The 20632-nt window shown below is 72.0% G+C and carries 18 protein-coding genes, 2 tRNA genes and 1 riboswitch; of the genes, 12 read left to right on the forward strand and 8 right to left on the reverse strand.

Annotation, left to right across the window (positions count from 1 at the left end; all coding sequences use genetic code 11):
• Positions 1 to 40 precede the first annotated feature (40 nt).
• From QMZ92_RS21110 to QMZ92_RS21130, 5 genes are all read left to right on the forward strand, one after another.
• A complete protein-coding gene (locus QMZ92_RS21110; RefSeq protein ID WP_283298949.1) occupies positions 41 to 535 on the forward strand; it encodes a fluoride efflux transporter FluC in 495 nt (164 codons plus the stop codon).
• Positions 532 to 894: a fluoride efflux transporter CrcB gene (gene crcB / locus QMZ92_RS21115; RefSeq protein WP_283298950.1), complete on the forward strand. Its 363-nt coding sequence runs from the start codon at positions 532 to 534 to the stop codon at positions 892 to 894. The genes QMZ92_RS21110 and crcB overlap by 4 nt, the downstream gene beginning before the upstream one ends.
• 104 nt (positions 895 to 998) lie before the next feature.
• Complete coding sequence (locus tag QMZ92_RS21120) at positions 999 to 1583, forward strand: hypothetical protein (RefSeq protein WP_283298951.1); 585 nt, start codon at positions 999 to 1001, stop codon at positions 1581 to 1583.
• Positions 1584 to 1984: 401 nt separating this feature from the next.
• Complete coding sequence (locus QMZ92_RS21125) at positions 1985 to 4312, forward strand: DEAD/DEAH box helicase (protein ID WP_283298952.1); 2328 nt, start codon at positions 1985 to 1987, stop codon at positions 4310 to 4312.
• A gap of 609 nt (positions 4313 to 4921) precedes the next feature.
• Positions 4922 to 4994 (forward strand) — tRNA-Lys (locus QMZ92_RS21130).
• Between the two features lie 219 nt (positions 4995 to 5213).
• On the opposite strand, the gene QMZ92_RS21135 is transcribed toward QMZ92_RS21130, so the two are convergent.
• From QMZ92_RS21135 to QMZ92_RS21145, 3 genes are read right to left on the reverse strand one after another with little or no spacing between them, the layout of a single operon-like run.
• Positions 5214 to 5339: a hypothetical protein gene (locus tag QMZ92_RS21135; RefSeq protein ID WP_017950119.1), complete on the reverse strand. Its 126-nt coding sequence runs from the start codon at positions 5337 to 5339 to the stop codon at positions 5214 to 5216.
• A 36-nt stretch (positions 5340 to 5375) separates the two neighbouring features.
• Positions 5376 to 5837, reverse strand: coding sequence for a UCP032817 domain-containing protein (locus QMZ92_RS21140; protein WP_283298953.1), 462 nt, complete (start codon positions 5835 to 5837; stop codon positions 5376 to 5378).
• 43 nt (positions 5838 to 5880) lie between these two features.
• Positions 5881 to 6075: a hypothetical protein gene (locus QMZ92_RS21145; RefSeq protein ID WP_283298954.1), complete on the reverse strand. Its 195-nt coding sequence runs from the start codon at positions 6073 to 6075 to the stop codon at positions 5881 to 5883.
• Positions 6076 to 6374: 299 nt separating this feature from the next.
• Here QMZ92_RS21145 and QMZ92_RS21150 point away from each other — a divergent pair, with 299 nt between their 5' ends.
• Together QMZ92_RS21150 and QMZ92_RS21155 are read left to right on the forward strand one after the other, a co-directional pair.
• Entirely contained in the window at positions 6375 to 7133 is a 759-nt protein-coding gene (locus QMZ92_RS21150; RefSeq protein ID WP_283298955.1) for a helix-turn-helix domain-containing protein, read from the forward strand.
• A 1019-nt stretch (positions 7134 to 8152) separates the two neighbouring features.
• A complete protein-coding gene (locus QMZ92_RS21155) occupies positions 8153 to 9355 on the forward strand; it encodes a hypothetical protein (RefSeq protein ID WP_283298956.1) in 1203 nt (400 codons plus the stop codon).
• Positions 9356 to 9571: 216 nt separating this feature from the next.
• Here the strand turns inward: QMZ92_RS21155 and QMZ92_RS21160 are convergent, their stop codons facing one another.
• A complete protein-coding gene (locus tag QMZ92_RS21160) occupies positions 9572 to 10279 on the reverse strand; it encodes a hypothetical protein (RefSeq protein WP_283298957.1) in 708 nt (235 codons plus the stop codon).
• Positions 10280 to 10713: 434 nt separating this feature from the next.
• On the opposite strand from QMZ92_RS21160, the gene QMZ92_RS21165 reads away from it, so the two are divergent.
• The 5 genes from QMZ92_RS21165 to QMZ92_RS21185 all read left to right on the forward strand — a co-directional run bounded on the left by QMZ92_RS21165 (position 10714) and on the right by QMZ92_RS21185 (position 14879).
• Positions 10714 to 10914, forward strand: a complete 201-nt coding sequence (locus tag QMZ92_RS21165) for a DUF5988 family protein (protein ID WP_138054425.1) — start codon at positions 10714 to 10716, stop codon at positions 10912 to 10914.
• Positions 10915 to 11077: 163 nt separating this feature from the next.
• Positions 11078 to 11151: transfer RNA gene (locus QMZ92_RS21170), tRNA-Met, on the forward strand.
• A gap of 136 nt (positions 11152 to 11287) precedes the next feature.
• Positions 11288 to 12040, forward strand: a complete 753-nt coding sequence (locus tag QMZ92_RS21175; protein WP_283298958.1) for a MerR family transcriptional regulator — start codon at positions 11288 to 11290, stop codon at positions 12038 to 12040.
• A 211-nt stretch (positions 12041 to 12251) separates the two neighbouring features.
• Positions 12252 to 13391 carry a PP2C family protein-serine/threonine phosphatase gene (locus QMZ92_RS21180; protein ID WP_283298959.1) on the forward strand — a complete coding sequence of 380 codons (1140 nt, stop codon included), beginning with the start codon at positions 12252 to 12254 and terminating at the stop codon, positions 13389 to 13391.
• Between the two features lie 306 nt (positions 13392 to 13697).
• Positions 13698 to 13833, forward strand: a riboswitch (cyclic di-AMP (ydaO/yuaA leader).
• A gap of 11 nt (positions 13834 to 13844) precedes the next feature.
• The gene (locus QMZ92_RS21185) at positions 13845 to 14879 is read left to right on the forward strand and encodes a M23 family metallopeptidase (RefSeq protein ID WP_283298960.1); all 1035 of its coding nucleotides are present in this window, start codon (positions 13845 to 13847) and stop codon (positions 14877 to 14879) included.
• A 217-nt stretch (positions 14880 to 15096) separates the two neighbouring features.
• Here the strand turns inward: QMZ92_RS21185 and QMZ92_RS21190 are convergent, their stop codons facing one another.
• From QMZ92_RS21190 to QMZ92_RS21205, 4 genes are all read right to left on the reverse strand, one after another.
• Entirely contained in the window at positions 15097 to 16425 is a 1329-nt protein-coding gene (locus QMZ92_RS21190) for a PrsW family intramembrane metalloprotease (RefSeq protein WP_283298961.1), read from the reverse strand.
• Between the two features lie 69 nt (positions 16426 to 16494).
• Entirely contained in the window at positions 16495 to 17298 is an 804-nt protein-coding gene (gene trmB / locus QMZ92_RS21195) for a tRNA (guanosine(46)-N7)-methyltransferase TrmB (RefSeq protein ID WP_502962103.1), read from the reverse strand.
• Between the two features lie 53 nt (positions 17299 to 17351).
• Positions 17352 to 18569: an L-2-hydroxyglutarate dehydrogenase gene (lhgD, locus tag QMZ92_RS21200; RefSeq protein ID WP_283298963.1), complete on the reverse strand. Its 1218-nt coding sequence runs from the start codon at positions 18567 to 18569 to the stop codon at positions 17352 to 17354.
• 115 nt (positions 18570 to 18684) lie between these two features.
• A complete protein-coding gene (locus QMZ92_RS21205) occupies positions 18685 to 20130 on the reverse strand; it encodes an NsdA family TPR-like regulatory protein (RefSeq protein WP_283298964.1) in 1446 nt (481 codons plus the stop codon).
• Positions 20131 to 20632 lie beyond the last annotated feature (502 nt).

Below are 20632 nucleotides of genomic sequence, written 5' to 3' on the forward strand. Positions count from 1 at the left end.
GGGCAGTCGTGCCGGCGACGGGACCGGGGCCGGGGTGCCGATGAGTACGCACCCGTATCCCCCTTCGCGCGGCCCCCGTTCGGAGGCGATCGACCCGGACGTCGACCTCCATGTGCCGGCCCAGCGCATCGAGACCGAGGGGCCCCGGAAGTGGAAGGTCCTCGCGGTGGTCGCGGCCGGCGGGGCGATCGGGGCGTCGGCGCGGTACGGGGTGTCCCAGCTGTGGCCCTCCGCCTGGGCGACGTTGGCCGTCAACGCGTTCGGCTGCCTGCTCATCGGGGTGCTGATGGTGCTGGTGAGCGAGCGCGGTGTGGTCACACGTCCGCTCGTGCGGCCGTTCCTCGGCGTCGGGGTGCTGGGCGGTTTCACCACCTTCTCGGCGTACGTCCTCGACTTCGCCCGGCTGTTGGAACTCCACCGGGCGGGCACCGCGCTGCTGTACGCCGCCGCGACGCTCGCCGCGGCCGTGGGGGCGGTGTGGCTGGGGGCGTCGGCGGCGCGCCGGCTGGTGGACCGGCGGGGGGCGGGTCCGTGAACTGGGTGCTGGTCGTGGTGGGCGCGATGGTGGGTGCTCCGCTGCGCTATCTGATGGACCGTGAGATCCAGCTGCGCCACGACTCGGTCTTCCCGTGGGGCACGTTCGCGGTGAACGCCTCGGGCAGCTTCGTCCTCGGCCTGCTGGCCGGCGCCTCGATCGCGTCGGGCAGCTACGCGCTGCTCGGCACGGGGCTGTGCGGCGCCTTGACGACGTACTCCACCTTCTCGTACGAGACGCTGCGGCTGGCCGAGCGGGGCCGGCTGTTCCTGGCGCTGGCGAATGCGGCCGGGTCGGTGCTGGTGGGGTTGGGGGCGGTGATCCTCGGGGCCGATCTGGCGGGGGGCTTGGCGCCTTAGGTCCGGTCCGGCGGCGGCGCCCGGCGGTCGCGCGGGGGCGTGTCCCCTGCGGGGCTCGGGGAGTTGGGCAGGGAAACCGCGTCCCGTGCCCCGGAGGTGCCACCGTGCGCCAGCTGTCCGCCCCCGGCCGTTGTGCCGTCTGGTTCGCCACCGCACTGGCCGTCGCGGCCTCCGCCGGCTGTGTGAGCGTGAGCGACGACGCCGACGGTCCGGCGCCGGTGAAGACACCACAGCGGCGCGGTGCCGCCGCCGAACCGGACGGCGGCGGGGGCGCGCCGGGCGGTTCCGGCGGTCGGAGCCGGACGGGCATGGGCGGTACGGGGCCCTCCGGCGGCGGGTCCAGGAGTGCGGGGGCGGACGAGTCGGCGAGCCCGGGAGTCTCCGCGGCGCCGCCGGCCTCGCCCTCCGGGGGCGCGGGTGAGGCGAAGCCGCCGTCCCCCCAGCGGCCGACGCCGCCGCCCGGCGAGCCGACGCCGCCCGCCGAGCCGACACCTCCGGCCGAGCCGACACCTCCGGCCGAGCCGACGCCGTCGAGCCCCGATCCCGGCCCCACCGGAGAGCCGACCGAACCGCCGACGGAGTCACCCGCCGCGGAGACCCAGCTGGGCGGGATGCGGGAGGCCGTCGACGCGCAAGGGGAGGGGTTCGGCACGGAGCCGAAGGCATCACCACAGGTGGCACCCGTTTGACGGTGGCCGAGGCGCGGCGGGGGGGCGGTCGGAGTTCCCGGTCGTGAGGCGCCGGCAAGATGCTCGTGCGCCGTCCGCGTTCCCGGTCGTGGGACGCCGGGCCGGCGCCCGTTGACGCTCGGCGGACAGCGCGGGACGTCCGGTCGGAGCAGGTGCGGGGGTGGGGCTCATCGAGGGCGTCCCGGGAGTGTGACGAGCGACGCACCGAGGCAGTTTGCCTTGAGCCGGGGAGGGTGCGTATGGTGGTAGATCGTTTGATCCCATTTGCCCGGCGCCACCACCGAAGCGCGCCGCGTGTGGCGCGTACTCTCCCTTGCCGTGGCTGACCGCATCGAGGCGGTCGAATTGCGAAACACGGAGTTTGGGCGCGTGCCGAGACTCCGGAAGGTTTCGCATTTCGCATGTCCATTTCCAGTTCTGACCGTGCCGTCCTGCCCGAGAACGACGAGATCGTCGAGGCCGGGAACACCCTGAACACCGACGGCACTCACGTCACCGACGAGGCCGCAGACACCGCCGAGACGTCCGACGCGCCCGAGGTGACCTTCGGCGACCTCGGCCTCCCCGAGGGCGTCGTCCGCAAGCTCGCCCAGAACGGCGTCACCGTCCCGTTCCCGATCCAGGCCGCGACCATCCCGGACGCCCTGGCCGGCAAGGACATCCTCGGCCGCGGCCGCACCGGCTCCGGAAAGACCCTCTCCTTCGGTCTGCCGCTGCTCGCCACCCTGGCCGGCGGCCACACCGAGAAGAAGAAGCCCCGCGGCGTCATCCTCACCCCGACCCGTGAGCTCGCCATGCAGGTCGCCGACGCGCTCCAGCCGTACGGCGACGTCCTCGGCCTGAAGATGAAGGTCGTCTGCGGCGGTACGTCCATGGGCAACCAGATCTACGCCCTGGAGCGGGGCGTCGACATCCTCGTCGCGACCCCGGGCCGGCTGCGGGACATCATCAACCGCGGCGCCTGCTCCCTGGAGTCCGTCCGGATCGCGGTCCTCGACGAGGCCGACCAGATGGCCGACCTGGGCTTCCTTCCCGAGGTCACCGAACTGCTCGACCAGATCCCCGAGGGCGGCCAGCGCCTGCTGTTCTCGGCGACGCTGGAGAACGAGATCGACAGCCTCGTCAAGCGCTACCTGGTCGACCCGGTGACGCACGAGGTCGACCCGTCCGCCGGTGCCGTCACGACCATGACCCACCACGTCCTGGTCGTGAAGCCCAAGGACAAGGCGCCGGTCACGGCCGCCATCGCCGCCCGAAAGGGCCGCACCATCATCTTCGTCCGCACCCAGCTGGGCGCGGACCGCGTCGCCGAGCAGCTGCGGGACGCCGGAGTGCGCGCGGACGCGCTGCACGGCGGTATGACGCAGGGCGCCCGTACGCGCACGCTCGCCGACTTCAAGGACGGCTACGTGAACGTGCTGGTCGCGACCGACGTCGCCGCCCGCGGTATCCACGTCGACGGCATCGACCTGGTCCTGAACGTGGACCCGGCCGGTGACCACAAGGACTACCTGCACCGCTCGGGCCGCACCGCCCGCGCCGGCCAGTCCGGCACCGTCGTCTCGCTGGCGCTCCCGCACCAGCGCCGCCAGATCTTCCGGCTGATGGAGGACGCGGGCGTCGACGCCTCGCGCCACATCGTCGGCGGTGCCGGCGTGTTCGACCCCGAGGTCGCCGAGATCACCGGCGCCCGTTCGCTGACCGAGGTCCAGGCGGACTCCGCGAGCAACGCCGCGAAGCAGGCCGAGCGCGAGGTCGACCAGCTCACCAAGCAGCTGGAGCGTCTGCAGCGCCGTGCCGTCGAGCTGCGCGAGGAGGCCGACCGCCTCGTCGCCCGTGCGGCGCGGGAGCGGGGCGAGGACCCGGAGGCCGCGGTCGCCGAGGCCGCGCAGGCGGCTGAGGCGGAGGCGCAGGCAGTCGCCGAGGTGTCCGTACCGGAGCAGCCGGTGCGTGAGGCCCGCGAGGAGCGTCCGGTCCGCGAGCGCCGTGACGACCGTCGTGACGAGCGGGGCAACTTCGACCGCCGTGACCGCCGGGACAACGACCGTGGTGACCGCGGTTTCGAGCGTCGTGACGACCGTGGCGGCTTCCGTCGTGACGACCGCCGGGACAACGACCGCGGTGGCCGTTCCTTCGAGCGCCGGGACAACGACCGTCCGTTCAACCGCGACCGTCGCGACAACGACCGCGGCGGCTTCCGCCGGGACAACGACCGCGGTGGTCTCCGCCGGGACAACGACCGCGGTGGCCGTTCCTTCGAGCGCCGGGACAACGACCGTCCGTTCAACCGCGACCGTCGCGACAACGACCGCGGTTTCGAGCGTCGTGACGACCGTGGCGGCTTCCGTCGTGACGACCGTCGCGACGACCGCGGTGGCCGTTCCTTCGAGCGCCGCGACCACCGCGCCGGCAGCGACCGTCCGTTCAACCGCGACCGTCGCGACAACGACCGCGGTTTCGAGCGTCGTGACGACCGTGGCGGCTTCCGTCGTGACGACCGTCGCGACGACCGCGGTGGCCGTTCCTTCGAGCGCCGCGACCACCGCGCCGGCAGCGACCGTCCGTTCAACCGCGACCGTCGCGACGACCGCCCCTCGGGCGGCGGCTTCCGCTCCGGCGGCCACGACCGCCCGTACGGCCGCCGTGACGACCACCGCGGCGGTTCGAACTCCGGCTCCTTCGGGGGCGGCCGCCGTGACGACAAGCCGCGCTGGAAGCGCAACGGCTGACGCCGTCGCCGAGCCCTGACGAACGGGCCCGTACCGCACTTCGGTGCGGTACGGGCCCCTTCGCTTTGGACGGGTTCGAATCTCCTTTCACCGCCGGTGGGCCGGTGTCGGGGTCGACGCACTCGCACGGGGGCTGGCTGGGTGTCTCTCTCGCTCGCTGGTCGGCGTCGGCCGTCGCGGGGCCGGTCGGTGACCGGCGCGACGACGTGCTGGTGCGGCTGGGCTCCGAACTGCGCGCGTACCGCCCGGTCGGGGGGAAGACGTTGACCCCGACGGCCGCGTACCCGTTGTCGGGACAGGTGTGGGCCCGGCCGGTTCAACGTGCTGACGTCGCCCGGTGATCCGAGAGGTGACGGGGAGTCCGGACCTGGTAGCGCGCCCGTGACCCACGGGCGGACCTTCGGCGGCATCGACGGCGGCCGGCCTGGGAATCGGTGTCCCGCCCGGCGCACACCGGCGTGGGGCGCACCGCACACCTGCTCGACCTATCGTCCGACCGGCGCGCACACGCCCGGCAGGACCACGTTTTCCACCCGTGACGGCAGCCCGCGGGGGATACCCGATCGGATGCCGGGCGTCGTACGGCTATGCTCGGGGATGACTCGCCGAGGGCCGTTAGCTCAATTGGCAGAGCAGCGGACTTTTAATCCGTTGGTTGTGGGTTCGAGTCCCACACGGCCTACTCGCTCAGCACCTGGTCAGGCACTGTCCGGCCGGGTGCTGATCTCGTTGGAGTCGGGCACACCGGGCGTGTGCTCAGTCGATGCTCAACCGAAGCGCTAACGATCATGACCGTTCGCCCCTCCCGCGAAGGGGTACTCACCGGTGAGTACCCCTTGAGCGCGGGCATGAAGAAGCCCCGGCTCGCCGACGGGGGGCGGCGGGCCGGGGCGGTCTCGGGTTAGCGCTGTGGCACGACGAAGGCGCGCCGGGGGCGGGGCTCCTCCGGGTCTCGCGAGCTCGGCCGCTGCGTGCGCTTCCACGCGGCGACCAGCTGGGCGTACCGGGGGTCGATCCACTCGGGCATGGCGTACTCCCTTCCGTGCCGCAGCCTAGGGGCCCGTCAGCCCTTGGGCTTGGGGATGGTCACGATCGGTCCGGAGTCGTCGGAGTGCTGGCACTCGGCGGCCACGGAGACGAGTGTGTCGGTCGGCCCGTGCCACAGGTCGCGGTCGACGGTGAAGCCGGCGGCTTCGATGCGCGCGATGGTCCGCTCGATGACGGCCTCGTCGTGGCGGCCGGGGTCGGGCCGCTCGGGCAGGTGGTGCACGAAGTTCCCGAACCGTGAGCACAGCCCGTAGTACACGGACGTGTGGAGGATGAGCGCGTGCCAGCCCTCGTCGACGACGCGGGACGGAACGAGGGCCTGGAGCGGGCTGCTCGCCGCGGTGGCGAGGAATCCGAGAGCGTCGACGAGGATGCGGCCGGCGAGGTCGGGCTCCATGCCGGGGTTGTTGCCGAGGATCGTGGCGCGGACGTCGTTGAACTGCGCGTCGGTCAGTAAGGCGCGCGCGGTCTGGGTCATGGGAGCCCTCCCGTGGTGATGGATGGTGGTGCCCAGCCCGCTGCTAGAGCCGCCGCAGTGGCAGCGGGCTGGGGTTCTGGGGCGCCGGGCAGGCGCCTGGGTCGGCGTGCACGATGAGCCGCAGGTCCGCGGCTGACATGCGTGGCACCCAGGTGACGATCCCGTCGTCGGTGTGCAGTCCGCACGCGGCGCAGATGCCGGCGGCGTACTCCGGCTGGTCGTCCCACATCGGACTCATCGTGTGCCCACCTTGCGGCAGCGCGGGCAGGAGCACGGCGGGAACGCGCCCGTGGCCATCGGCTCTTCGGCGGGCGGGAGCGTGCGCTCCCTGGCCGCGGTCCGTACCCCTGTCGTGGGGTTGACGCGGTATACGCGCACGGTCAGGCCGTCGCGTGATGAGCCGTTACCTGTGGTCGTCACGCATTCAAGATGGCGTGAGCACGGAGAGTTGCGCGGCGTCAGTGCAGACGTCAAAGCGGCGACATACGGGGCGTCATTTCGGTGTCATTCCAAGGGGGTTGGGTCTACCGTGCACGTATGGCCACACCGAACAGCGCACTGCGAGCGGTCCGCCTCGGCCTGCTCATGTCCCAAGACGACTTCGCCCGCGCCGTGCGAGAAGCCGGCGCCCGCGCGGGCCAGCCCAACGACGCCAACAAGCGCCTCGTCCAGCGCTGGGAAGCCGGTACGACCACGGCCCCCCGCCCGGTCTACGCCCGCGCCCTGGAGGCCGTCACCGGCCTGCCCATAGAGTCCCTCGGCTTCTCCGCCGCGGCGGCCGGGCAGGTCTCTGAGGACGGGCACGGCGGGCACGACGTCGAAGCCTCAACGAACGGCATCGCCCCCGCGGCCGCCAAGCCGCAGGGCGAGCCGCAGGCCGCGCACCGGAACTACTCCGGGGTGTGGCTGTCCCGCTACGAGTACTTCTCCAGCGGCCGCGACTCCTCGTACTCCGGCCGGCACTACGTCGTCGTGCTCCAGCACGGCAACCGGCTCACGGTACGCAGCCTGCCCGGCTCGTCCGACAGCCCGCTCACGATGGACCTCGAGGTCGACGGCCACGTCGCCACCGGTACGTGGACGGAGCAGACCGCGACCGACGGCTACTACCGCGGAGCCCGCTACCACGGCGCGATCCAGCTGCTCGTCGAGCCGACCGGCCGGCGTATGACCGGCAAGTGGGTCGGGTTCGGCAAGGAGTTCGACGTGAATACCGGGCCGTGGGAACTGGTCTTCCAGGACGCCTCAACGAACAAGGCCACCTTGGAGACGTACAACCGGCGGCCCGGCGCCTGATCCCGGACGCACGAACGCGCCCCCTCGCCCGACCGTGGTGGCCAGGCGAGGGGGCGCTCGTGTTCAGGGGTACTGGCGGCGCTGAGGGTCGAGGCCTGCGGACAGTAGCCCGCGGCGCTCGGTGGGTTCGGGGGCGGGTGCGTCGTCTCTCCTGCAGACGAGGGCGTCGGGGTCGTCTGCCGGGGGTTGGAGGCTGTACCCGTCCGGGCAGGTCTGGCCGTCTCGGCCGTCCTCGCCGGCCGGGCCGCGGTCGCCTTGCGGCCCGGCGGGCCCGGGTTCTCCCTGGGGCCCGGGCGGGCCCGGGGGCCCGGCCGCTCCGTCCTGGCCGTCGTTGCCAGCCGCGCCGGTCTGGCCGACGCCGGCGACGCCGGGGCTGCCGGTCTTGCCGGGTGGCCCGGTCGCTCCGCTCGGTCCAGGCGGTCCAGGCGGTCCAGGCGGTCCAGGCGGTCCCGTGGGGCCGGGCTCACCCTGCGGCCCGGGCGGGCCGGTGATGCTCTCGCCGGGCTTCCCGCGGGAGCCGGGCGGGCCTGCGACGGGTTCCGCGCCGAGCTGCTCGACCTGGGCGGCGGGTGCGTCCCGGGCGGCGTTGGCCTCTCGCAGGTCCGCGGCGAGGTCTTGCACGCTGAGGAACGCTGCTCCGGCGAGGGAGAGCGCCTCAGACGGCAAGGGCGTCGCCGCGTTGGTTGTTGTGGGTTCGAGTCCCACACGGCCTACCACTTGCGCGGATGAGGGATCCCCCCTCTGGCCTGCTACGGAGCGCCTCGATCGGTTCAATTCGGTCGGGGCGCACCGTCGTTGCGTGAGCGGACGCTCCGGCATTGGTCACTACCGAGGCGACCGTACGGGCACGCGGCCGTGCGGCGGCCTGTGAGGTCCGGGTCCGCTTTGGGTTGCGGGCGCGGTTGACGCGCAGCGGCAGTGCTGGGATTGGGCCTGCCCTCGTCAGCGTCCCAGGGTCCTGTGACTACGATTCCGCAGGCGATACGACAAGAGCCGGAAGAACCAGGGGGACTGGCAGCATGAGCACCGACAACCAAGGGCCGTACGGGCCGCCGAGCAGACCCGTCGCCGCAGCGCTCGGCACCGGTTCGGTATCTTCCCCGTCCGCACACCCCGCACCCGTCGGGCCGACCCGTTCACCTGCGGGCCGTCGCCGCCGCCTGCTGGGCGCTGTCGCTCTGACGGCCGCCGGGACGCTCCTCGGCGCGGGCGTCGTCGCCTGGCAGACGGACACGCTTCCTCTCGCCGACTCCCCCTGCTGGGATTCCGTTACGGACCAGGACCTCAACGAGCTCCTCGGCGGCTGGGAGACCGAGGACGCGGAGATACAGCCGGCGTGGTCCCGAAAGTCGAACGTGCCGTTGCACGGCAGTTGCCGCATCACGAGCCACGACGGAGGCACCCCGGGCCGTCAGATCAACATTCGGGTTCACAAACTCGACGGCCTCAAGAAGGGCAACATCCCCTGGGCCGAGGAGTTCCTGTCGTCCCGGCTGACTCCGCTGGGCGACGGGCTGCTGGGTATGGCTTCGGACACCCGCGCCTGGGTGGCGCTCCCGGACAACTGCTCCAAGTCCGGGATGTTCTCGGGCCCGGCGGTCGTGGACGTCACCATGGGCGACGACGAGATCCAGAACACCCCGAACGCAGACAGAAACGCCACGTTCCACAAGGCTCTCGCCCGGACCGCCGTTCATGTCGCGAACGCCACCATGGCGGAACTCGGCTGCTCAGGCTCACTCCCTGAGCCTGGCACGTTGACCGCCGTACCGGACTTTCAGGTGATGCCCGCCGGTGGCGAGCTGTGTGGCCTCAAGGGACTGCGTCTGCCCAAACCCTATGCAGGGTCGGACATCCGTCTACGTACCTCGGCCGGAGAGCACGGCCCCGTCCGCACCTGCGACATCGTTGTGGGCGACACCATTCGCCCGCAGCTGCGGCTCCAGACGATCCAGGAGCAAGATCTCACCGGTGCTGTGGGAAGTGCCGCCATCCACAGCGGCCCGTCCATGAGGACCGGCGCATCCGAGAGAACAGGCTCCTACTCCCCGACCATCGCCGCGCTGCGGACCGAGTGCCCGAAGGGCGATGTCGTCTTCATCGCGCAGGAGCGAGAGGCTTTCCGCAACTACACCTTCATCCGCGAGGTGTTCCCCGCATATGTGGCGGCGGAGGCGAAGCGACTCGGCTGCGGCCCGCTGGAGATCCAGATCCCGGACTGACCCGGCGCCCCCGGCCAAGGCAGCCGGGGCCCGGCGTAGCTCCAGCAAAGGCCATTGCACCGCGTACAGCCCCGACCCCTCCGGCAGCCGCAGCTCGCCGGCTCATCGGCGCCGCCACCGCAGCCGAGATCAGCTACTCCACTCCTTGGAACACGGTCAACGTGGCGACTCCGATGAGCGCTCCGTCCACGTCATCAGCTCTGCGAAGCGGGCGCGTCAGCCCTCGCTGGTGAGCCGGGCCACCATCTCGTCGATCGCGGAAGCGACGTGGTTCCGCAGCGCGTCCGTGCTGTGGGCGTCCGGGGCTCCGGTGATGCGTGCGTTGAGGACCACCGGCCCCTTGCGGGCCATGACCTCGGTGACGTGCCAGTCCGTCGTGTCACCGTCATCGGATCGGCCTGCACCCCTGGCCGTTGCCGACCAGGCGAGGACCTCGTCCGCACCATTGGCCTCGACGCTCACGGGACGAATGTCGCCGTAACGCTGAGCCTCGCTGTACTCCCAGCTCTCGCAGCGCTCAACCGCGTCCCGCATGCTCTCCACCTGAGAACGGGCCGTGGACTCGTGATCGTGCACGAGGACGGTCGAGTCCGCATGTGCCGTGTCGACGTCGGGGTCGTCGGGACTCGAGATGTGGACATTGCGTGCGAGGCCCACCAGTTCGGGCTGCTCACGGTCCGGGTCCCGGTGCCAGCGGCAGTCCTTGCCCGGCCGTCCCAAGGCCATCTCCGAGACTTCGTAGTCATCCGCGCGCTCGAAACCCTTGCCCCACTGCTCGGGCTGAAGCGCCGTCCGCCGCGTGGCCTCTTCCGCCTCCGCTTGGGTCTGCGGCGGCGTCCAGTCGTCACCGCTACCGCACGCCGTGACGAACAACAGCGCCAGCGAGGCGCCCAGTTGGACGGCCCGCCGTATGTGTGGGGTCATCTTTTCACCTCTCGAACGTTGATCGCCCGACATGCTTGCACGACCCCCGCGCACCCCGTCCGACGGGACGCGCTACTGCCTGGAGAGCCCCGTTCTGCGTGAGCGGACGTCTCAGCACGGGGTGTTCCGACACGGATCGGGAGCAAGAGGCCGCCTCCTGGCCAGGCATTTCCGGACCGGTGGGTCCCGGCAGGACCCTGCCGGGACCCACCGGTCCGTTGGTCGTGGGTTCGAGTCCCACGCAGCCCATCTCCATGTGCCCGGCCGGATCCGCCGGCCCGCTGAGTCCCACTTCCGGGGCGCCCGTGAGCGCACCCCCGCCGACTCGTCCGCGTCCGCCGGAGTCCGTCGGGCGTCCGTCGGCGGGGCACCCGGACGAGGTGATCGGCGCCGCGGGCGTGCGGGGTGGTCCGGGGAGGGGGAAAACTGGAGGTATGGCTAGCAAGGCACGCCTCGAGGGCGGGCCGGACGATCTGCGGGGGCAGGTCGTGCCGATCACCCCTCCGGGGCAGGAGCTGAAGATCCCGCATCGCGGCGGCTACGAGCATTTCAAGGCCACGACCCGCCACGAGGATGCCCCCGAAGGGCGGCTGACCGTCTACGAGTGGTGGGAACGCACCGAAGTCGCGGAGTAACCGCAGGTCGGCGGGCTGGAAAGAGCCGGGGCGGACGGGTCTGCCGCCCCGGAAAGGGGACCCTTGTGCGTGGTTGCTGACGGTTTCGCCACGCGTCCGGCGACCGTGCCTGCGGGAAATGGAGTTGATCTTGTTCCGTATGGCGTAAGGTGGTGTTCACCGACGCGGGGTGGAGCAGCTCGGTAGCTCGCTGGGCTCATAACCCAGAGGGCGCAGGTTCAAATCCTGTCCCCGCTACTGAAGGCCGAGGGCCCGGAACCACATGGTTCCGGGCCCTCGGTGCGTTTCTCTTCCCGGTGCGCCGATGCCCGTTCCCCGGCCCGGTCCTTTTCGGCTTGACCTTTACGCAACGTCAAGATCTAACGTTTCGGGCATGGAGTGGTCCATCCAGGAGATCGCCAGGAAGGCCGGCACGACGAGCCGCACGCTTCGTCACTACGGGGAGCTCGGCCTCCTCGTACCGAGCCGGATCGGCAGCAACGGCTACCGCTACTACGACCAGGAAGCCCTGGTGCGGTTGCAGCGCATCCTGCTGCTGCGGGAGCTGGGCCTCGGCCTGCCCGCCATCGCGCAGGCCCTGGAAGGCCAGCGGGACACGGCCACCGCGCTGCGCACGCACCTTCGGCTGCTGGAGCAGGAACGGGAACGCATCGGGCGGCAGATCGCCTCGGTGCGGACCACTCTCGACCGGACGGAGAAAGGGGAGGAACTGATGGCGGAAGAGGTCTTCGACGGCTTCGACCACATCCGGTACGAGGAGGAGGTGACCGAGCGCTGGGGTCGCGAGGCGTACGAGAAGGGCGACCGCTGGTGGCGCTCGCTGAGCGCGCAGGAGAAGCGGGACTTCCAGGACCGCCAGGTCGCGATCGCACGTGACTTCGGGCAGGCTCTGAGGGACGGGCTCGCGCCGGACAGCGACCAGGTCCAGGACATCGCCCGGCGGCACTGCGAGTGGCTGTCGGCGACGGTCACCCCCACCAGGTCGTACGTGATCGGGCTGGGTGAGATGTACGTCGCCGACCCGCGCTTCACGGCCAACTACGACCGGCACGGTGAGGGCACCGCGGTCTTCGTCCGGGACGCCCTGAAGGTCTACGCGGAGCGCCGTCTCGGCGACGACCGGTAACCGAGTCGGCGGTCACCCGGGCGGGCGACCGGTCGCCCGGTGCGGCGCGGCCACCAGGAGGGCCCCTGGTGACCGTCACGCCGGCGCGGCGACGCCGCGGGGGCTCGGCCGGTTGGCCGATGGCGACTCGTGGCGCGGCGCGGCGGCGGCCAGCCTGGATGGGGCGCGGTACCGTCCGCGACCCTGGGACGGACGCGGCAGGAGACCACTGGTGCGGCATCGACAACGCGGTGAGGGGCAGCGGGGGAACGGTGGCCGTCGTTTCGTCGCGGTACTCCCGTGGCTGTTGATCGTGGGCGGGGTCTTCTACGACCTGGGGACGCCGGACACGTTCACCGCGGCCCCTCTCTTCACGGCCGCGCCGCTGATCGCCGCGCCCTTCTTCTCGATGCTCTACACACTGGCCACCGGGGTGGCGGCCTGCGCGGCGGTGACCGGCATGCACGTCTACAGCGAGAGGCTCCAGAAGATCCCGGCCGTCACCGAGCTGCTGACCGTGTTCACGGTCTCCGTACTGGCCCTCTTCATCAACCGGATCGTGCGGCGCAGCGGTGAGCGCCTGGCGTCGGCCCGCGTCGTCGCGGAGGCCGCGCAGAGAGCCGTGCTGCCCACGCCGGACGAGCGGATCGACGGCCTGCAGATCGCCGCCCGGTACGAGGCTGCCGAGCAGGACGCGTTCATCGGCGGGGACCTGTACGCCGCGCAGAAGACCCCGTACGGGGTGCGGCTGGTCGTGGGTGACGTGCAGGGGAAGGGCCTGGGCGTGGTCGGGACGGTCGCCCTGGTGCTGGGCGCCTTCCGGGAGGCCGCCGAGCAGGAGGACTCGCTGGCGGGGGTGGCGCAGCGGCTGGAGCGGGCGCTCGCACGGGAGGGCGCGTGGGAATCCCGGTTCGGCGCCGTCGAGGGCTTCACCACAGCCGTGCTCGCCGAGATCCCGCGTGACGGCGGTCGGATCAGGATCGTCAACCGAGGGCACCCTCCGCCACTGCTGCTCGGGGCGGACGGCGCACTGCTCGTGCTGGATCCGCCCGAGCGGGCGCTGCCCCTGGGGACGGGCCTCGGGGCCTGGCCGGACGTGACGTCCGAGACCCCCTATCCGCCCGGTGGCACGCTCCTCCTCTACACCGACGGCCTGTCCGAGGCACGGGACGCGCACGGCGTCATGTACGACCCGCGCCGGCGGCTGGGCGGCCGGGCCTTCTCCAGCCCGGAGGAACTGCTGGACGCGGTCGTCGCCGATGTGCGACGGCACACGGGAGGGGCGGCGACGGACGACATGGCGCTGCTCGCGGTCACCCGGGAGAAGGAGCGGAAGCCGCCACGGCGCGGGATGGCGCCGGTCCCGCCGTGAGGGGCGGGGCGCCTCTCCACTTGGCGGTTCGGTGCCGGTGCGGCATGTGGGGCGTGAGGGCTGCCTGGGAAGCGCAATGCCACGGAACGTGATCAGAAGGGAGCCCTCCGCATAACAACTGACTAACCATCAGAAGGCCTTGCCCGAATGAAGGCCCATCAACTTGTCCGTTTCGGGGATGTTGTTGCAGGTAAGTCCCGGCCAACGTCCTTAATGATCAGTCGGAACGGCTTGGAATCCGGGCTCGGTCTCTATTAACGTTCGATAACGCAGCGCGGTCGTCCCAGTCGTCGCCAGAGGCGGCACCGTGCGCACGCGCCGAATCCCGCAAGGGAACCGGGGAACCAACTATTGGGGTGAATCGGGCACTTCGTGGTGCCCGTAGGAGACCTTCCTGCTCCGAACCCGTCAGCTAACCCGGTAGGCGAGAAGGAAGGAAAGGAGAACGCCTCCGTGGCGTCCAACGAGCCTGCCCTCCAGGAGCCGCCCACTGCGCAGTGGGTCCCCAGCGACCAGTGGGCTCCCGCCCCCGGGGTGGAGGAGTGGAACCCGACCGAGGAATCGGTCCGTCCCGTCCGTGGCAGGCACCGCGTCGTCAAACAACGCAACGCGCTCGCACGGAGCTCCACCGTCCTCGGTGTCGGTGTCATCGCCGCGGTCGGTGCGGGTGGTATGGCCACCGCCCAGGACAAGCCCGCGGTCTCCATCTCCCTTCCCGACGTCATCACGGACAAACTCCCCGACGCCGAATCGCTGCCCGGTGTCGGCTCCTTGATGTCGGACGAGTCCGCCGACGAGGCGGTCGCGGACGGACCGCTCACCACGGCCGACATCGCGGTCCAGGGTGATGACGCGGGCGAGGCCCTGCGCGCCCGGATCCTCCAGCAGGCAGAGCAGCAGCAGGTCAAGGCCGAGGCCGAGGCCCGGGCGGCTGCCGAGCAGGCCGCCGTGGAGCAGGCCGCCGCCGAGGCGAAGCGTCAGGCGACCGAGGCCGCCGAGGCGGCCGAAGCGGCCGCCGAAGCCGAGCGCAAGGCTGCGGAGGAGGCCGCCCGCAAGGCGGAGGCCGAGCGCCTCGCCAAGCTCGCCGCGAGCTATTCGCTGCCGACCTCGTCGTACACGCTGACCTCCACCTACGGGCAGGCCGGATCCATGTGGTCCTCCGGCTACCACACGGGTCTCGACTTCGCCGCGCCGACGGGGACCCCCGTCAAGGCCGTGCACGGCGGCACCATCAAGTCGGCAGGCTGGTCCGGTTCGTACGGCTACCGCATCGTGCTGGAGCTCGAGGACGGCACCGAGGTCTGGTACTGCCACCTGTCGTCGATGACCGTCAGCGCGGGGCAGAAGGTCTCCACCTCCGAGACCATCGGCCGCGTCGGCGCCACCGGCAATGTCACCGGCCCGCACCTCCACCTCGAGGTGCACACCCCGGGCGGCGACGGGGTCGACCCCGCCGCGTGGCTGCGCGACAAGGGCCTCTCCGTCTGATCCATCGGCACGGAACCGCGAGCTCCGGTGGCCGTTCGCCCGGAGCCTCGTGCTCCGGCCCATCCTCGTGGAGCCTCGTGCTCCGGCCGCCGGCGGCCCGGCGACGTCCCACCGACGTCCGACGGGCCGTCGGCTGTGCGTGCCCGCGCTCCGCTCGTCGGCATTCATGCACCGTCCGGTGTCCACGCACGCCCCTCGGGCGCCCGCCGGGGTGGCCTCAGCCGCGATACGGGTTGAAGCCGCTGTAGTCCAGATGCGGAGGGGGCTGCCAGGCGCGGCCCGTCGCGCGGGCGGCGTACGTCAGGGCGGGGCCCGCGAGATCCCGGCGCTGCCACAGGTGGTGCAGCAGCTCCTGCTCCCGGGCGGCGAAGTCCGGCCCGGCCGTGCCCCGCTCGGCCCGGTGGCGGAGGAAGGCCAGGGAGGTGGCGAACACCTCGTACTCGGAGACGGCACGCGCTGCGGCGGCGCCGTGGGTGCGGCCCGCCACATCGCGGGCCATCGTGCGGGCCTTCATGGAGGACAGGGCCAGCGGCTCGGCGGGCGCCAGCCACCCGGCCGCGGCGTAGGCCGGCAGTTCCGCCGCGACCGTGCGCAGCTCACGCTGCCGGGTCCACACCGCCAGCCAGGTCAGCAGACCGAAGGCGGGCACCATGAACGCCGCGTACACCGCGTAGAAACCCAGAGGGCCGAAGATGCCCGAGCCGTTCCACAGGGCGTGCATGCCCATGGAGAGGAGCAGGCCGAGTACGGGCAGTACGACCCTGCGAACCGTCCGGTCCCGTGCGGTGGCGGCCGCCAGCCCGAAACCGATGCCCGTGAGCACCGTGAACAGCGGGTGCGCGAACGGAGACATCACGATCCGTACGAAGAACGTGGCGGCCGTGACGGAGGCGAAGCCGGAGGTCCCGAACTCCTGGTCCTCGCCGAAGGCGTTGCCGAGATAGAGGATGTTCTCGGTGAACGCGAAGCCCGTCGCCGTGAAACCGGCGATCACGACACCGTCGACGAGGCCGGTGAAGTCCCGTCTCCGGAAGAGGAACACCAGTAGCACCGCGGCCGCCTTGGCGGTCTCCTCGACCACGGGGGCGATGACGGTCGCACCGATCGTGTCCGCGTGCGTCGGATCGGCCGTGGCCGTGGCTATCCACTGGGTCGCGAACGAGTTGGCGATGATCGCGACGAGGGCGGCCGCGCAGGCCCCCCAGGCGAAGGCGAAGACGAGGTTCCGCCAGGGCCCCGGCTCCACCCGGTCCAGCCATCGGAACGCCCCCATCAGCAGGGGCACCGGCAGCACGGCGAGGCCGAGCCCGACGAGGAAGCCCTCGGTGCCGGTCTGCTCGCGCACCAGCGCGAGGATCACCAGACCCGAGAGCGCCAGCAGGGTGATCAGCGCCCAGGCGCGCACGGCCTTGCTGCGCCAGAAGTCGCGGCGCGGCTTGTAGCGCCAGCGGGCGCGCTCAGGTACGGCGTCGAACAGCGGCCGCTCGTCGCACGCCGGGACGGCGGGGCGGGCGGCCGGATGCGGCTGCGGGGACCAGTCGGACACCAGACGACCCTAACGAGCGGCACGGACAACGCGCGACGGCGTTGGTGCCGGTGGGTGCACCGCCCGGAGTCAGGTCTCCCGGCGCCGGAAGAGGAGGTCGTGCACCACGTGCCCCTTGTCGAGGCCCTGGCCCTCGAAGCGGGTCAGCGGGCGGAAGGCGGGCCGGGGCGCGTAGCCGCCGGCGGCCTCGGTGTTCTCGAAGTCCGGATGGGCGCCGAGCACCTCGAGCATCTGCTCGGCGTACGGCTCCCAGTCCGTCGCGCAGTGCAGGACCGCGCCCGGCTTCATCCGGCTCGCCGCCAGGGTGAGGAAATCCGGCTGGATCAGCCGGCGCTTGTGGTGGCGCTTCTTGGGCCAGGGGTCGGGGAAGTACACCCGCAGGCCGTCGAGGGCGGCCGGGGGCAGCATCTCGCGGAGCAGGATGATCGCGTCGCCGTTGGCCACCCGCACATTGCTCAGGCCCGCCCGCTCCGCCAGCCCGAGCAGATTGCCCTGGCCGGGGGTGTGGACGTCGACGGCGAGGATGCCCGTGGCCGGGTCGGCCGCGGCCATCCGCGCGGTCGCCTCACCCATGCCGAAGCCGATCTCCAGGACGACCGGCAGTCCGCCGAACATCTCGTCCAGGTCGAGTGCACGGAGCCCGTCGATGTCCAGCCCCCAGAGCGGCCAGAGGCGCCGCAGCGCGTCGGCCTGTCCGGCCGTCACCCGGCTCCGGCGCGGCTGGAAGCTGCGGATCCGCCGCTCGTGGTGCGAACCCGCGGGGTCGGCCGCGGGGCCGCCCGGGAACCGGGGCTCGCCCTTCGGCCGTGCGGCGGCGGTACGAGGGGTTTCCCCGCGCGGGCTCCCGGTGGTGACGTTCTCGAACTCAGACACAGACACAATGACCCGATTGTACGGTGGCGGACACCGGCCGAGGGCGGCCCGCGTCACACCTCGGCGAGATGGGCGAGCGCCCGCCTGGCCACCTCCCGGCCGATCGGCAGTGAGGCGGTAGCCGCCGGGGACGGTGCGTTCAGGACGTGGACCGCACGGGGCGACTCCTTGATCATGAAGTCGTCCACCAGGGTGCCGTCCCGGAGCACCGCCTGGGCCCGGACACCCGCGGCCACCGGCCGCAGATCGTCCTCCGTGACGGCCGGCAGCAGCCGTCGCACGGCCGCGGTGAAGGCGCGCTTCGAGAACGAGCGGTGCAGCTCGCCCGCGCCGTAGCGCCAGTGGCGTCGGGCGATCCGCCAGGAACCGGGCCAGGCCAGCGTGGCCGCGAGCTCGCCCGGGCGGACCGTGGACCAGCCGTATCCCTCGCGGGCCAGCGCGGGGACGGCGTTCGGTCCCACATGGACGTCGCCCTCGACACCGCGGGTGAGGTGGACCCCGAGGAAGGGGAAGGCGGGGTCGGGCACCGGGTACACCAGGCCGCGCACCAGCTCGGGGCGGGTCAGCTCGTAGTACTCCCCGCGGAAGGGCACGATCCGCATGCCGGGCCGCTCCCCGGCGAGCTCGGCCACCCGGTCGCAGTGCAGTCCCGCGCAGTTCACCAGGGTGCGGGCGCGGATGATCCGGCCGGTGGACGTACGGACCGCGACACCCCGCGGGCGCCGGTCGACGAGCAGCACCTCCTCGCCGTATCGGACCTCCGCACCCGAGGCGGCCGAGACCTCCGCCAACTGGGCGGCGACGGCCCCGAAGTCGCACACCCCGGTCGTACCGACGTGGATCGCGGCGACGCCGCCGACCTCCGGCTCGTACTCCGCGATCTGGGCGGGGCCCAGCTCGCGCACGGGGATGCCGTTCTCCCGGCCTCGCTGGACGAGCGCGTGCAGTCGGGGCAGCTCCTCGCGCGCGGTGGCGACGATGAGCTTGCCGGTGACCTCGTGGGGGATGCCGTACTCGGCGCAGAACTTCACCGTCTCCGCCGCGCCGCGCACGGCGAAACGTGCCTTCAGTGAACCCGGGCGGTAGTAGATCCCGCTGTGGATCACTCCGCTGTTCCGCCCGGTCTGGTGACGGGCCGGGCCCTGCTCCTTCTCCAGCACCACCACGGAGGTGCCCGGCGCGGCACGCGTCAGGGCATGGGCCGTCGACAGCCCGATGATCCCGCCGCCGATCACCAGCACGTCGCAGTCGAATGCGGCCGCCTTCACCACACACCTTCCAGCCCGGCAGTGCCCTCCCGGGAAACCGTCCCGCCCCCGATGATGCACTGGCCCACTGACAGGCGCGTTAAACCGGGTGGGACACGCGTCACGGGACGCGTACGGCTCACGCCGGGGCCATCAGCAGCGGTCTGGCCCGCTCCCTCAGCTCCGCCACCCTCGGTTCGTCGCCGTACGGTTCCAGCCGGTGCAGCAGGTCCCGTACGTACTCCGTCGTACGCGCGGAGGAGATCCGGCCCGCGACCTCCACCGCGCGGGTGCCCGCCGCGCAGGCGGCGTCCAGGTTGCCGGACTCCAGCTCGGCCACGGCGCTCACCACGAGGCGCAGTCCGTGCGAGCGCACGTACTCCTCCGTGGGCCGGGACAGCGCCTGCTCGGTGAAGCGGCGCACCTGGCGGGGCGCCTTGAGGTCCCGGTAGCACTCGGCGGCGTCCGCCGCGAACCGGTCGTACGAGTAGAACCCCAGCCAGGACGGGTCCGCGTCGCCCTCCCGGGAGCGCTCCAGCCAGCTCTCCGCGGCCTTCAGCGCCGTCCCGGCGGCCAGCGCGTCGCTCGCCTTCGCATGGGCCCGTGCCTCCACCAGCCGGAAGAAGCTCATCGTGCGGGACGTCGCCAGGCCGCGGTTGCGCTCCACGGCCGCCTGCGCGAGGTCCACGCCCTCGTCGGCGAAGCCGCGGTAGGTCGCCTGCAGCGACATCGACGCCAGCACGTAGCCGCCCAGTGGAACATCGGCCGCAGCGCGTGCCAGCCGCAGCGCCTGGATGTAGTAGCGCTGGGCCGCCTCCTGCTGCCCGGTGTCGAAGGCCATCCAGCCCGCCAGCCGGGTCAGCTCGGACGTCGCCCCGAACAGGGCCCGGCCCACCTCGTCCGAGTACGAACCGAGCAGCAGCGGTGCGGCGTCGACCCGTAAGCACTCCGGGACCATCGACGAGCGCCAGTCCCCGCCGCCGTACTTGGAGTCCCAGCGCCGGGCGTCCTCGGCCGCCTCACGCAGCTTGGTCACATCGCTGTGGCCCACCCGCACCTGGCCGTCCTCGGGGCTCTCCTGGCTCTCGCCGCCCCCGGTTCCCCGGAGGGGGCGTTCCACGGACGAGTCGGCCGGGTTGATCAGCCAGCGGGAGGCGGGGGTGGCGTACGCACTCACGGAGAACGAACCGGCCAGTGACTGCCAGATCCCACCGCCGCCCGCGCGCCTGCCGGCGAGATCAAGCCGGTAGAGCTCCGTGGCGGCCTTCACCGCCTCGCCCACGTCCCGTGGGAAGGCCAGCCCGACCTCCGGCGCCGGGTCGGCGTCCGCGAGCCCGATCTCGTGCAGCGGCACCGGGCGGCCCAGCTTCTGCCCGATGGCCGCCGCGATGAGATGGGGCGCGGCGCCCTGCGGCACCATGCCCTTCGACACCCACCGCGCCACCGACGTCTTGTCGTAGCGGAGGGTCAGACCGCGCTGCGCCCCGAGGTCGTTGACCCGCCGGGCGAGACCGGCGTTGCTGATTCCCGCGAGGGCGAGAACGGTGCCGAGCTTTTCGTTCGGCCCGCGTTGCTCCCTGGACATGCGCCACCCCTCGACACACAGACGGCCGCCGGGCATCCGCTTCCGGCGTTCGCTCCGCCCTCCCCACAGGGGGACAACTCCCCGGAAGCCGGACGCAAGAGCAGGTGTCCGAGCCCCCGGGAATATGCACCCCCGAGGAGAACAGCAGTGACACACAGGGTAGTTCGCCGCATCCCGACCGTTAAGAGGCGGTGTTCCGTATGGCGAGATTGTTGTGTGTTCGGGCGGGAGTCCCCCTCCGGACCGTGCTCCGGGCGTGTGGCCATGCGCCTGTCCGTGCGCTCTCGTCCGGCCGTCGGGGGAGCGCTTCCATGAGTGCTGCGTGGGTCGGCCCATCGGCGAGGGATCCGATGGGCTGGGGGATGCCGCCGCCTCAATCCCCGCGGGCGGTGGACCGGCCCGGGAGGTGAGTGCCGCCTCCCGGGCCGTGCGCCTGTGTCCGTTCCTTGCGGTATGTCCCCCTTCTCGAGTTCTTCAGATTGGCTGAATGCCGCCCCCTTCG

It is taken from the genome of Streptomyces sp. HNM0645 (assembly GCF_030056615.1).
Lineage (GTDB): Bacteria > Actinomycetota > Actinomycetes > Streptomycetales > Streptomycetaceae > Streptomyces > Streptomyces marianii.